This window comes from Chlorobium sp., from assembly GCF_036528655.1.
Taxonomy (GTDB): domain Bacteria; phylum Bacteroidota; class Chlorobiia; order Chlorobiales; family Chlorobiaceae; genus Chlorobium.
Genome location: NZ_JAIGND010000019.1, coordinates 21,692 through 34,165, shown reverse-complemented (window position 1 = coordinate 34,165; position 12,474 = coordinate 21,692). Strand labels below are relative to the sequence as shown.

22 protein-coding genes and 1 tRNA gene are annotated in these 12,474 nt (G+C 48.9%); 1 reads left to right on the top strand and 22 read right to left on the bottom strand.

The genetic code is table 11. The features are described from left to right. Positions 1-2: 2 nt before the first annotated feature. The gene (locus K4305_RS05660; RefSeq protein WP_331561422.1) at positions 3-1,121 is read right to left on the bottom strand and encodes a mannose-1-phosphate guanylyltransferase; all 1,119 of its coding nucleotides are present in this window, start codon (positions 1,119-1,121) and stop codon (positions 3-5) included. Between the two features lie 175 nt (positions 1,122-1,296). Here K4305_RS05660 and rsmG point away from each other — a divergent pair, with 175 nt between their 5' ends. Next, positions 1,297-1,959, top strand: coding sequence for a 16S rRNA (guanine(527)-N(7))-methyltransferase RsmG (gene rsmG / locus K4305_RS05655; protein WP_331561462.1), 663 nt, complete (start codon positions 1,297-1,299; stop codon positions 1,957-1,959). A 57-nt stretch (positions 1,960-2,016) separates the two neighbouring features. Here the strand turns inward: rsmG and rplQ are convergent, their stop codons facing one another. From rplQ to rpsQ, 21 genes are all read right to left on the bottom strand, one after another. Beyond that, positions 2,017-2,481, bottom strand: coding sequence for a 50S ribosomal protein L17 (gene rplQ, locus K4305_RS05650; protein WP_331561421.1), 465 nt, complete (start codon positions 2,479-2,481; stop codon positions 2,017-2,019). Between the two features lie 46 nt (positions 2,482-2,527). Continuing rightward, positions 2,528-3,514, bottom strand: coding sequence for a DNA-directed RNA polymerase subunit alpha (locus tag K4305_RS05645; RefSeq protein ID WP_331561461.1), 987 nt, complete (start codon positions 3,512-3,514; stop codon positions 2,528-2,530). 29 nt (positions 3,515-3,543) lie between these two features. Then, the gene (rpsD, locus tag K4305_RS05640; protein ID WP_331561420.1) at positions 3,544-4,155 is read right to left on the bottom strand and encodes a 30S ribosomal protein S4; all 612 of its coding nucleotides are present in this window, start codon (positions 4,153-4,155) and stop codon (positions 3,544-3,546) included. Between the two features lie 38 nt (positions 4,156-4,193). After that, positions 4,194-4,577 (bottom strand): 30S ribosomal protein S11, encoded by a 384-nt coding sequence (rpsK, locus tag K4305_RS05635; protein WP_331561419.1) that lies wholly within the window; start codon positions 4,575-4,577, stop codon positions 4,194-4,196. Between the two features lie 44 nt (positions 4,578-4,621). Then, positions 4,622-4,999, bottom strand: a complete 378-nt coding sequence (gene rpsM, locus K4305_RS05630) for a 30S ribosomal protein S13 (protein ID WP_331561418.1) — start codon at positions 4,997-4,999, stop codon at positions 4,622-4,624. 34 nt (positions 5,000-5,033) lie between these two features. Next, on the bottom strand, positions 5,034-5,150 hold the full coding sequence (gene rpmJ / locus K4305_RS05625; protein ID WP_010933819.1) for a 50S ribosomal protein L36: 117 nt from the start codon (positions 5,148-5,150) through the stop codon (positions 5,034-5,036). Between the two features lie 113 nt (positions 5,151-5,263). Then, entirely contained in the window at positions 5,264-5,482 is a 219-nt protein-coding gene (infA, locus tag K4305_RS05620) for a translation initiation factor IF-1 (protein ID WP_292001689.1), read from the bottom strand. 27 nt (positions 5,483-5,509) lie between these two features. Beyond that, a complete protein-coding gene (gene map / locus K4305_RS05615) occupies positions 5,510-6,319 on the bottom strand; it encodes a type I methionyl aminopeptidase (RefSeq protein ID WP_331561417.1) in 810 nt (269 codons plus the stop codon). 12 nt (positions 6,320-6,331) lie between these two features. Next, the gene (gene secY / locus K4305_RS05610) at positions 6,332-7,663 is read right to left on the bottom strand and encodes a preprotein translocase subunit SecY (RefSeq protein ID WP_331561416.1); all 1,332 of its coding nucleotides are present in this window, start codon (positions 7,661-7,663) and stop codon (positions 6,332-6,334) included. Between the two features lie 17 nt (positions 7,664-7,680). Next, positions 7,681-8,238 (bottom strand): 50S ribosomal protein L15, encoded by a 558-nt coding sequence (gene rplO / locus K4305_RS05605; RefSeq protein ID WP_331561415.1) that lies wholly within the window; start codon positions 8,236-8,238, stop codon positions 7,681-7,683. A 33-nt stretch (positions 8,239-8,271) separates the two neighbouring features. Beyond that, the gene (rpmD, locus tag K4305_RS05600) at positions 8,272-8,457 is read right to left on the bottom strand and encodes a 50S ribosomal protein L30 (RefSeq protein WP_331561414.1); all 186 of its coding nucleotides are present in this window, start codon (positions 8,455-8,457) and stop codon (positions 8,272-8,274) included. Positions 8,458-8,479: 22 nt separating this feature from the next. Further along, on the bottom strand, positions 8,480-8,998 hold the full coding sequence (rpsE, locus tag K4305_RS05595) for a 30S ribosomal protein S5 (RefSeq protein WP_331561413.1): 519 nt from the start codon (positions 8,996-8,998) through the stop codon (positions 8,480-8,482). Positions 8,999-9,022: 24 nt separating this feature from the next. Further along, a complete protein-coding gene (rplR, locus tag K4305_RS05590) occupies positions 9,023-9,382 on the bottom strand; it encodes a 50S ribosomal protein L18 (RefSeq protein WP_331561412.1) in 360 nt (119 codons plus the stop codon). Between the two features lie 43 nt (positions 9,383-9,425). Next, positions 9,426-9,965 (bottom strand): 50S ribosomal protein L6, encoded by a 540-nt coding sequence (gene rplF / locus K4305_RS05585; protein ID WP_331561411.1) that lies wholly within the window; start codon positions 9,963-9,965, stop codon positions 9,426-9,428. Between the two features lie 28 nt (positions 9,966-9,993). Beyond that, on the bottom strand, positions 9,994-10,389 hold the full coding sequence (gene rpsH / locus K4305_RS05580; RefSeq protein WP_331561410.1) for a 30S ribosomal protein S8: 396 nt from the start codon (positions 10,387-10,389) through the stop codon (positions 9,994-9,996). A gap of 63 nt (positions 10,390-10,452) precedes the next feature. Continuing rightward, positions 10,453-10,722, bottom strand: coding sequence for a 30S ribosomal protein S14 (rpsN, locus tag K4305_RS05575; RefSeq protein WP_331561409.1), 270 nt, complete (start codon positions 10,720-10,722; stop codon positions 10,453-10,455). Between the two features lie 18 nt (positions 10,723-10,740). Beyond that, positions 10,741-11,328, bottom strand: a complete 588-nt coding sequence (gene rplE / locus K4305_RS05570) for a 50S ribosomal protein L5 (protein WP_331561408.1) — start codon at positions 11,326-11,328, stop codon at positions 10,741-10,743. 60 nt (positions 11,329-11,388) lie between these two features. After that, a complete protein-coding gene (gene rplX / locus K4305_RS05565; protein ID WP_442880429.1) occupies positions 11,389-11,631 on the bottom strand; it encodes a 50S ribosomal protein L24 in 243 nt (80 codons plus the stop codon). A 34-nt stretch (positions 11,632-11,665) separates the two neighbouring features. Beyond that, positions 11,666-11,738 (bottom strand) — tRNA-Gly (locus K4305_RS05560). 9 nt (positions 11,739-11,747) lie between these two features. Beyond that, a complete protein-coding gene (gene rplN / locus K4305_RS05555) occupies positions 11,748-12,116 on the bottom strand; it encodes a 50S ribosomal protein L14 (RefSeq protein WP_331561407.1) in 369 nt (122 codons plus the stop codon). A 36-nt stretch (positions 12,117-12,152) separates the two neighbouring features. After that, entirely contained in the window at positions 12,153-12,452 is a 300-nt protein-coding gene (gene rpsQ, locus K4305_RS05550) for a 30S ribosomal protein S17 (protein WP_331561406.1), read from the bottom strand. Positions 12,453-12,474 lie beyond the last annotated feature (22 nt).

Genomic DNA, 12,474 nt, shown 5'->3' with positions numbered 1-12,474 from the left:
GCCTACAGTAATTCTTCCCTGTTCTCGCGCCTGAACTGGTCGAGCGCTCCGGAAACCTTGCAGGACTCCCCCCTGCCGCATATCAGCAGCGCATCACCTGTATCGATGACGATAAGATTGCTTACTCCGATCATGCAGACGGCTTTTCCCTGCGGTTTTCTGAGAAACACTCCGGGACTCTCCATCCTCAGGACATCCAGTTCACAGGACTCTTCCGCGCCCTCGATGCCGGCTGCCACCTTGGCAACTTCATCCCAGTTGACAAGATCCGTCCAGCCGAAATCTGCAGCGATCATGAAAACGGAATCGGCTTTTTCCATGATACCGTAGTCGATAGAAACCGGATGTGCCCAGCTGTAGACATCTTCGATCACGGCGCCTTCGTCCGGCGTTCCGAGATGCTCATACATAACCAGAAGGTCCTTGAAAAGATCAGGCATCGATCGCTCGAACTCCTGCCAGATAACGCCAATATGCCAGATGAATATTCCGCTGTTCCAGAAAAAATCCTTGCTCTCAAGAAACTGTACAGCGGTGGCATAATCGGGTTTCTCGGCAAATGTTTTCACGCGGAACAGGCTGAATCCGTTTGCAGGATCTCCGGAAAGCCCCACAGAAAGCCGTTCATCGGCCTGTATGTACCCATAATCCGTCTCGGGATACTCGGGAGTGACGCCGATCGTTACGAGACCGTTTTTTTCAGCAGCGACGGCGATTCCTGCATGTATAACATCCCTGAATTTCGCAAGGTCTCCTATGTGATGGTCGCAAGGCAGCACGATGGTGATAGCATCCGGATCGCTTTTTTTTATGTAAGCCGTAGCGAGTGCAATACAGATCGCGGTATTGCGGGAAACCGGCTCGGCAATGATATTCTCTGGTCTGATTGACGTACCTGTCTTCAGGAGACACTCCCTGCCTTCCTTGCTCGTGATCACTAAAACCCTGTCTGAAGCAACTGTCGATTCAATACAATCGATAATATGCGTTATCAGGGCTCCCTGATGGAAAAAATCGAGGCAATGAACCGGACGGCTCTTTCTTGCTGCCGGCCATAGCGCCTTGACAGGGCCACCTGCCATAATGATGGCGTATATATGCATATTCTCAGTACTATTCATAACGCATGACGTTCTTCCCGGGCAAGATGCAGCCAATCTTCGGAGCATGGACATGAACTGCGCTCATCAATATCTCCCGGCAGCAATCAGTGATAAATGAGCCGGGACGGTAATTTGCCATTCATGGTAAAATATCTTTTTTTCCAGTAACCACAGTAATCGTTAAACCATCATGATGAAACGCCACAAAGAAGATTTCGAGGCCCTCGGGAAACTCTGCTCGGATGCTAACCTTTCGTTATCTCCATTACAGCTTGAGGGACTTGCCTGTTATGCTTCGCTTCTCGAACAGTGGAACAGAAAAATAAATCTCATCAGCAGAAAAGAGGATGCGCCGGTCATCATAAAACATGTATTTCATTCTCTGCTCATGGGCGTATTCCATCCCTTTGAGGCAGGCGAAAAAGTTCTGGACCTCGGAACCGGTGGGGGACTTCCAGGAATACCGCTCGCAATAGCATATCCGGACACCCGTTTTATGCTGGTCGATTCGACAGGCAAAAAAATTTCTGCCTGCCAGGCCATGCTGAAGGATCTCGGCATTACCAATGCCGTTGCAGTGCATTCAAGAGTTGAAGAGATTCAAGGGCTCTCTTTCGAGACCGTACTCAGCAGACAGGTCGCACAGCTCGAACAGCTTTGCGGATATGCCGGACGGCTTCTTAAACCCGGGGGCCTGCTGATCTGTCTGAAGGGAGGCGATCTCGACGCAGAAATCAGAACCGCGCTCGAGGCAAGTCATGCACATCATGGCTTTCCGACGTCGGTCGAACATTTTCCGATAAGCGGTTTCAGCCCGTTTTTTGCGGAAAAAGAGATAGTCATTGCCCGGAAGTAACCTTTACTTTCCTGACAATGACTAACGCTGATCTTTATGCCGGTTCGGAACCGGAAATCACTCTGCGGATGAAGCCGCCACTGACGTTTCCTCTGCTTTCTTAGATCCCTTTACTCGTTTTGCACGATCCTGCTTTCCTGTCTGAACCTGTTTCGTCGGCGCTTCCGAGTAATCAACCAATTCGATAACCGCCATTTTCGCAGCATCGCCAAAACGTGGTGCCAGTTTTACTATCCGGGTGTAACCGCCGTTACGGTCACCTATGCGGGAAACGATCTCTTCGAACAGCATCTTGACGGCTTCCTTGTCGCGGATGCTTTTGAAAATCTCGCGCTGGGCATGTACGGTTCCCTTACGGGCTTTGGTGATGATTTTTTCAACGACCTTTCTGGTTTCCTTAGCCTTTGCCTCCGTCGTTTCGATACGCTTGTGGAGCAGCAGCTGGGTGGACAGATTGTCCAGCGTGGCTTTTCTATGTGCCGCGGTTCTTCCGAGTTTTCTTGCCGGCTTGACTTTACGCATGACTGATTCCTGATCTCAAAAATTCAAAAATAATCCAGTTAATTGTTTACCCTTTCATCTGATACTTTGTGATGTCCATACCGAACTTCAGATCGAATTTTTCGAGCTGCTCCTTAAGTTCGGTGAGAGACTTTTTACCGAAGTTCTTGTAGTTGAGCAGTTCGTCCTCTTTCCTCGATACGAGGTCACCGATTGTATCAATCTCGGCAAGACGGAGGCAGTTATGCGATCGTACCGATAGATCGAGATCCTCAATTTTTGTATTGAGGAGCTTTCGCATATTCTCGAACTCGTCGTCCTGCTGTTTGAACTCCTCTTCGGTGAACTCTTCTTCGGTGGGAGAAAAGTTCGCAAAAAAGGTCACATGCTCGTTGATGATCTTTCCGGCAAGGCTGATGGAATCATCGGGACTGATGGATCCGTCGGTTTCCACATCGAGAATCATTTTTTCGTAGTCGGTACGCTGCCCTACGCGCGTATTCTCGACGGTGAATTTCACGTTTCTGATCGGGGTGAAAATCGCATCGATTGCAATGAAGCCTATCGGCATGCCGTCGGGACGATTTTCCTCTGCCGGAAGGTACCCGCGTCCTCTGCCTATAAACAGGTCGATTTTCAGCGTAGAACCTTCGTTGATCGTGGCGATATGCAGATCTTTGTTGAGTACTTCGAATTCGGCTTCCTGGGCAACAATATCCCCGGCGGTGAACTCTCTCGGCCCGACAAGTACCAGAGACGTCTTGCAGTTTCTCTTGCAGTTGGAACGGAACCGAACTTTTTTCAGATTAAGCACAATTTCGGGAACATCTTCCCTGACGCCTTCGACGGTAGAAAACTCGTGAAAGACGTTATCGATTTTCAGACCGGTAATCGCAGTTCCGGGAAGAGAAGCGAGGAGCACACGACGCATAACGTTACCAAGTGTTACACCATACCCCCTCTCCAGTGGCTGCGCAATGAACCTTGCGTAACTTTCCGTATGCGTAGCTTCATCAACCTCTATTTTCGCAGGCATCTGCATCTGGTATATCATAGTCATTTATACCTTGGGGTTCGTTAAAATCACTTGGAGTACAACTCAACGACAAGCTGCTCGTTGAACGGCTCCTGAATATCTTCGCGCTCGGGAACACTGAGAAAAACGGCTTTCTGGTTGGCCTTGTCTACCTGTATCCACGAAGGAAAACGGGATTCCGGGGCCTTGCTGAGCGAATCGGCGACGGCACCCATGTTGCGACTCTTCTGGCGAAACTCGATGAGATCGCCGGGAGCGACAAGATAGGATGGAATGTTGACTTTCTTTCCGTTTATCAGAAGATGTCCATGCGATACAAGCTGACGGGAAGCCGCTCTTGAGGGCGCAAATCCTGCACGATAGACAACATTATCGAATCGTCTTTCAAGAAGCTTGACAAGGTTATCACCGGTAACGCCTCTCTGCGATACGGCCTTCTTGTAGTAGTTCCTGAACTGCTTTTCAAGAATACCGTACAGATATTTCATCTTCTGCTTTTCCCTGAGCTGCAGCGCATACTCGGAAACCTTACCTCTTCTCGACTGTCCATGCTGTCCAGGGGCAAAAGGTCTTCTTTCAAGATATTTTTCAGCTTTCGGCGAAAGCGCAATACCTAACCGGCGGGATACTTTTGTTATTGAGCCTCTAAATCTTGCCATATCAATTGCTTCATTGAAAATTCTATGAATAAAAAAAATCAGACCCTTCTGCGTTTCGGCGGCCTGCAGCCGTTATGCGGCAGCGGAGTGATATCCCTTATGGAACGAACCTCGAGACCTGCCCCCTGAAGCGCCCTTATAGCGGCATCTCTTCCGGCTCCGGGTCCTTTGATGAAAACCTGGACGTTTCTCATGCCGAGATCAAACGCCTCTTTTGCGGCCGCTTCGGATGTCACCTGAGAAGCATATGGGGTATTCTTTTTAGATCCCCTGAATCCGTTTTTTCCTGCACTTGACCAGGACACCGTATTTCCCTGGAGATCGGTAATGGTCACCATGATATTATTGAACGATGCCTTGATATGGACAGCACCTTCAGGGGTAACCTTTACTTTTTTCTTTTTCCTGCTAACTGTTGCCATGAGCGTACACTCTAAAGTCTCAAAGTTGATGTATTGCTAACTTACTACTTCTTCACTGCCTTCTTCTTGCCGGCAACCGTCTTGCGCTTACCTTTTCTGGTTCTCGCATTGGTCTGTGTCCGCTGGCCACGCACAGGAAGCGAGCGGCGATGTCGCAAACCGCGATAGCAACCGATATCCATCAGACGCTTGACCGCGAGCTGCTGTTCGCCGCGAGCCTGACCTTCAACCTTGTAATCTTCGGCAATAATCTCCCTTATCGCATGCGCTTCTTCATCGTTCAGCTCGGAAATCTTCCTGTCCGGAGCGATACCTGCTCTCTGCAGAATGTGCTTGGCGGAAGTCCTTCCGATACCGTAAACATGCGTTAAAGCAATGACCGCATGCTTGTTCAGCGGCAAATTTACCCCAGCTATCCTCATGTGCTCTATTGGTTCTATTGATTATTTCTGAAGATCAACCCTGGCGCTGCTTATGACTCGGATTCACTTTGCAGATCACAAAACGCTTTCCTTTTCGTTTTATGATACGGCAATGCTCACAACGCTTCTTGATGGATGAATATATTTTCATAATTGACCCCGCATACAATAATTAAATCGTCTGTCTATAGAAAAATCTGAAAGGCTTGTAATGTACAAAATATTGTTTTTACAATCAACACATGATTGATCGTTTTTAAACGTTTATTTATACCTGTATGTAATCCGCCCTTTGGAAATATCGTATGGAGATATCTGCACCTTGACCTTGTCGCCCGGCAGGATTCTGATATAATGCATCCTGATTTTTCCGGAAACATGTGCAAGCACTTCAAGGCCGTTTTCAAGTTTCACCTTGAACTGCGCATTCGGCAGCGCATCAACGATAACGCCTTCAATCTCGATCGCTTCTTCTTTGGCCAACAGTACGCTCCTTTGAATTCAGAAGTTTTACGAGCGCCCATAGGGCGCTCCATGTTCAAATAATGAGCGGGTAAGCACTTCCGCTGTCCCCGGCCTCACGATAACCGTATGCTCAAAATGAGCGGACGGTTTTCCATCTTCAGTAACGGCCACCCAGCCGCCCCGTTTGCTGACCGCTTTTCGAGAGCGTCCGAGAGCTATCATAGGCTCGATTGCGAGCGCCATGCCTTCCCTGAGCTTCACTCCGGTATGGCGTTTTCCGTAATTGGGTACCGCAGGATCTTCATGCAGTTCGCTGCCGATACCGTGTCCCACCATGTTCTCGATCACGCTGAAACCGAAGGAACGCGCATGTTCCTCGACGGCAGCGGAAATGTCATGCAGACGATTTCCCTCGATTGCCTGTGCGATGCCAAGTTCAAGACATTCCCGCGTAACGTCAACAAGCTGCTGAACCTTTTCTTCGACAGTGCCGAGCACATAGGTCCTGGCAGAATCTCCGTGGTATCCCCCTTTATAGACACCGCAGTCTACCGATACGATATCCCCTTCGCGAATAACCCGCTTCGGACTCGGGACTCCATGTACAACCTCTTCGTTGATAGAAACGCAAAGCGTGGCCGGATATGGCGTCACATCGGGATCTCCCTTTGGTGCGTAATTGAGAAAACTCGGCACTGCATGATGATCTCTGATAAACGCTTCGGCCAATTCGTCAAGCTTCCTGGTCGTCATACCAGGCTTTATCTCTTCCTGAAGCATATCGAGTACCATGGCCGTAAGCCTTCCCGATTCCCGCATCAGTTCAATTTCACGCTCGCTTTTTATGGTAATCATCCGGTCTATCCCTTACGACTTCTGTCGGCTTCTCATTTTGCCGGTCTTCATGAATCCGTCGTAATGACGCATGAGCAGATGGCTTTCTATCTGCTGTAGGGTATCGAGGCCGACACCGACAATAATGAGCAGACTCGTTCCGCCGAAAAACTGGGCAAATCCGGGTGTTACGTTTGCGAATTTTGTCAGGAAGGTCGGAAGTACCGCAATCAGCGCCAGAGAGATCGCGCCAGGAAGGGTAATGCGGGTAAGGATGTTGTCGATGAAATCGGCAGTGCTCTTGCCCGGCCTGACGCCAGGAATGAATCCACCCTGCCTGCGCATGGTATCTGCAACCTCTTTTGGATTGAATGCTATGGCTGTATAAAAGTAGGTAAAGAAAACGATCATTGTGCCGAATATCAGCGCATACCACCATGAATCGTAAGCAAATGCTCCGGATATACTCTGCATTATCTCGTTTTCCGGAAAAAACGAAAGGAATGTAGCCGGAAGAAACATGATCGACTGCGCAAATATAATGGGCATAACGCCTGCTGTATTGATGCGCATTGGAATGTACTGTGTACTGCCGCCATAGACTTTTCGGCCAACGACCCGCTTTGCGTGCTGAACGGGTATCCTGCGCGTTCCGACAGTCAGTACGACGACGAATGCGACGATTGCAGCCATCATGGCAAGAATGATGATCTCGACGATCCAGTTTTTGCTTCCGAGCGATACCGATCTGAATTCGGCAACAAGCGATTGCGGAAAAGCGGCAAGTATGCCGATCATGATGATGAGCGATATTCCATTGCCGATACCCCGCTCAGTTATTCGCTCGCCAAGCCACATCACGAATACGGTCGATGCCGTCAGAATGCATACTGCGTTCAGTGTAAAGAACCAACCAGGGTCGGGAACCACCACCATACCGAATGATGCTGGACTGGCTAGACTGACCGTTACCCCCCATGCCTGGAGAGCTGCTATCATCACCGTGCCGTATCGGGTCATCTGATTGATTCGCTGGCGTCCTTCCTCTCCTTCCTTCTGCAGTTTCTGCACATAAGGAGTAACGGCTCCGAGAAGCTGTATGATAATGGAAGCCGAGATGTAGGGCATTATGCCCAGCGAGAAGATGGAGGCTCGCGTAAACGCACCGCCGACGAAGAGATCGAAAAGTCCGAAAAGGTCGTTCGAGTGGGCGGGTGATGCGGCAGCTACTGCTGACGCATCGACGCCCGGCAAGGTAATGTGAGAACCAAGCCTGTAGACGAACAGAAGAAGAAGGGCATAAAGGATCCGCTGCCGAAGCTCCGGGATTTTATTGATATTGCGTATACTTTCGATAAGCTTCATAACGGGTCAGGCGATATTCAGGACTTTGCTGATTTCTTAACTCTCTTTACAAGCGGAGCTTTCGGTTTCAGGAGAGCCTCTTCGACCGACAGATCTGCTATTTTGGAAGCTTCTTCAAGCGTACGGTAGGCCTTTGTAACCGAACCGCCAGCTTTTGCTATTTTCTCTTCGGCGCTCTTGCTGAAAAAATGTGCCGTTATATTTACAGGCTTGGTGATTTCGCCGTTACCGAGAATCTTGAAGTAATCGGCGTAACTTGCATTGCACAATGCCTTCAGGTCCAGCACGGAAATCTCGGTTCCATCAATCAGACCTTCCTCGATCCATGCCTCTATCTGTGAGACATTGAGTGTCTTGACTGACTTTCTGTCCGGAGGAGTGAATCCGAATTTTGGAAGCCTGCGATAAATCGGTATCTGACCACCTTCATTGATCGGCTTCTGATAACCGCTTCTTGACTGCTGGCCTTTATTACCCTTACCGGCAGTAGTTCCGTTACCGGACCCCTGTCCGCGGCCGACACGTTTCCTGTTTTTTACCGCGCCTTTTGCTGGACGAAGTGAACTTAAATCCATGATATCGATTCCCGACTTGCTATTAGTAAAATCTTAATTCTCTTCAACCTTTACAAGGTGCTGAACCACCCGAATCTGACCGCGAAGGCAGGGATTGTCCTGCTTTGCCACCGAATAATTCGGACGACCGAGACCAAGAGCCTTGATCGTGTCTTTCTGTTTTTTGGTGCACCCTATAACGCTGCGAACCTGTGTTATCCGTATTGTTTTCTCGCTCATGACTTCTTACTCTATCTTCTGTTTAGCTTTCAAAAACCTCTTTAAGGCTCTTTGACCGTCTTTCGGCCACATCCATTGCATCGGACATGCTCTGCAGTCCCTTGATCGCTGCTTTGACGACGTTATGCGGATTGGATGAACCGAGCGATTTGGTCAGCACATCATGAACTCCTGCCATCTCAAGCACAGCGCGAACTGCGCCTCCGGCAATAAGACCTGTACCGGGAGTTGCCGGCTTCATCAGCACTTTGGCTGAACCGTATTTAGCAATAACCTGATGCGGAATAGTGCCCTTGATTATGGGAACCTTGATCACATTCTTCTTTCCGTCTTCCACCCCTTTGGCAATGGCATCCTGTACTTCATTGGCTTTTCCAAGACCATATCCGACATGACCTTCCTTGTCGCCCACCACTACAATAGCATTGAATCCGAAACGTTTACCACCTTTTACAACCTTTGCTGTTCTGTTGATATGAACCAGCTTCTCCTTCAGATTCAATTCTCCCGGCCTGATATTCTTTACAGATATTTTCGACATGTAACGTTCTCTTTGTAAGGTTTTTTAAAAGACCAGGCCGGCTTCCCGCGCACCATCCGCCAACGCTTTCACTCTGCCGTGATAACGAAATCCGTTTCTGTCGAATATGACGCTGGTAATGCCCTTTGCTTTGGCCATTTCTCCGAGCTGCTTGCCAATAATACGGCAGACATCGGTTTTCGTGCCTTCAAGAGCCTTGTTTTCCCTGGACATACTCGATACGGCCATGATGGTCGCACCTTTATCGTCGTCGATCAGTTGCGCATAGATCTGCGACAGACTTCTGTAAACACAGAGTCTCGGTTTCGATTCCGTTCCATGGACCTGCTTCCTGCTTCTGTCCTTGATTTTCTGCCTGCGTGAGGCCTTATCGATTTGACTCATTCTCTTCAACCGTAATAATGTTATTGCCTGACTGTTTTCGCTCTTACTTTCCGGCTGCCTTGCCTTCCTTGCGGCGAATGATCTCACCTTCGTACTTGATTCCCTTGCCACGATACGGTTCCGGCTTCCTGAATGAACGGATCTTGGAGGCGACCTGACCGACAAGCGCTTTATCGATGCCGCTTATCAGAATGGTTGTCTGATCGGGAACCTCTATCTTGATGCTGTCAGGTGCTTTGAAATAGATCATGTGCGAATAGCCGAGAGAGAGAGCCAGCAGATCGTTTTTCAGCTCGGCGCGATAACCGACGCCTGCGATTTCGAGCTTTCTGGTGAACCCTTTCGTCACGCCTTCAATCATATTGCTGATAAGCATTCTGTAGAGACCGTGCATTGCCCTGGACTTCTTGCTGTCATCGATTCTTCCGACTGTAACGGATCCGTTTTCTTCCTTCACCGATACCTGCGAAACCATCGCCTGCTCAAGCGTGCCCTTCGGACCGGTCACCGTTATATTATCCTCACTGACCTCGATCTTTGCCTGGTTTCCCAGATTTATCGGCATTTTTCCTATTCTTGACATGATATTCCTGTACGCTTTGGCTTATGAATTAATAGATACGGAAGAGTATCTCACCGCCGACGCCCTGCTCGCGGGCTTCTTTATCGGTAATGATGCCTTTCGATGAAGAAAGAATGTAAAGTCCGAGGCCGCCAAGATACTTCTTGATATCTTTGCCCTGGTACACTCTTCTTCCGGGCTTGCTCACCCTGGTAATCTCCCGAATCGCAGGCTCACCTTCTGCGACATATTTCAACTCGACCCGAATGAACGGAAACTGCTCGGCCGTGATGACTGTAAAGTTCTTTATATAACCCTTTTCAACAAGCAAACGGGATATATTCTCCCTCAGCTTCGAATACGGGATATCGGTGGTTTTATTTTTCGCTCTCCCCGCATTTCTGATACGGGTGATATAATCTGCAATAGAATCCGTTACAGGCATAGCAAACGTTGGTTACTTTCAAAAATGAACAAATCTCTCTCTTTTCCGGTAATACTGAACCCCTTACCAGCTTGCCTTCCTGACACCTGGAATCTTGCCTTCAAGGGCGAGTTTCCGGAACATCTGGCGGCATAGCCCGAATTTTTCGTACACACCTCTTCCACGACCGGTAAGGACGCAACGGGTTCTGACCCTGGTTGCGGAGCTGTCTCTCGGCAGTTTGCGAAGTGCTTCGTAATCGCCGGCTTTTAACAGTTCTTCGCGCTTTGCAGCATATTTTTCTACAAGCTTTTTCCTTTTCTCGTTCCGTGCAATAATGCTTTTCCTGGCCATTTCGGATTTCCTGATAAGTTAGTTGTTCTTCTTTTTGAATGGCATACCAAGCTCGGCAAGCAGTACATACGCCTCTTCATCGGTAGCAGCGGATGTCACGAAGGTGATATCCATTCCAGATATTCTCGGTACTTTATCGATATCGATTTCCGGGAATATGATCTGCTCCCTGATACCGGTTGTATAGTTGCCCCGTCCGTCAAAACTGGTATCGTTCAGACCGCGGAAATCGCGGATCCTCGGAACGGCCAGACTGACAAAACGGTCAAGAAACTCGTACATGGTTTTTCTGCGGAGCGTTACCCGGCATCCGATTGCCTGGTTTTCGCGGAGCTTGAAGTTCGAAATCGCCTTTCTCGATTTGCGTATCTGCGGTTTCTGACCGGTAATCTGCGCAAGTTCCGACATGGCAGTCTCAAGCAGCTTCGGCTCTGCTGCGGCTTCTCCGACACCGATATTGATGGCGATTTTCTGAAGCTTCGGCACCATCATGATGTTTTTGTACTGGAACCTCTCCATGAGCTTGGGAACGACCTTCTCACGGTAAAATGCGTCAAGCCGAGCTTCGACGTTTTCGACAGGCGCTGTTTCTTTTTTCTTTGTCATTATTATCCGTTATTTCCGGAATGGTCTTGGTCATCCCGGCTTATGTATTGCTGTTACTGCTTAACTTTTCTTGACGTTCGATGCGTGGATCGGAAACTCCCTCTCGATAATGGCACCCTGCGGATGGCTCTGCGTCGGTTTCATATGTCGCTTTCTGATGTTCACGCCTTCAACGATCACCCTGCATTTCTGTGGAAATACTTTCAGCACCTTCCCTGCCTTGCCCCTATCGTTTCCGCTGATGACAACGACATTGTCGTCTTTTCTGACATGCAGCTTAACTTTTTTGATCCCTGTTTTCATTTTTCACTGATATGATAGTATTCATAAAATCCTGAGCGGGAGACGAGACTCGAACTCGCGACCAACAGCTTGGAAGGCTGTGACTCTACCAACTGAGTTACTCCCGCTTGAAAACCTTACAGCACTTCAGGCGCCAAAGATACGATTTTCATATATTTTCTATCGCGTAATTCTCTGGCGACTGGCCCGAATATACGCGTACCTCTCGGTTCGCCCTGCGCATTGAGCAGCACGACGGCATTTTCATCGAAACGGATATACGATCCGTCCTTTCTTTTCTGCTCCTTGACGCACCGGACGACAACAGCTTTACATACATCTTTCTTTTTCACCACACCGCCAGGAACAGCGGCCTTGACCGATACGATCACCTGGTCGCCGAGACCTGCATAGCGTCTGCCGGTTCCACCGAAGACATGAATACAACGAACTTTCTTGGCACCGCTGTTATCTGCAACAACCAGATTTGTTTCTTTCTGGATCATCCTGATTCAACCTTTTTAATGTATAAAGAGTCCTTCTTACCTGGCTTTCTCGATAATTTCGACGAGACGGCAGCTTTTTCTTTTGCTCAGCGGCCTGCATTCCACGATTTTAACGAGATCTCCGATGCCTGCTTCATTTTTTTCGTCGTGCGCCATCAGCCTGGTGGTCTTTTTGAAATATTTCTTGTAGACCGGATGCTGTACCCTGCGCTCGACAGCAACAACTATTGCCTTGTCCATTTTGTCGCTGACGACCTTGCCCTGCCAGCTTTTTTTACGTCCCCTTGCGACGGCGTTCTGTTCCATTGCGGCAGTTCCTGTTTTATTTTCTTCCATTGAATCGTAAACCGTTTGTTAT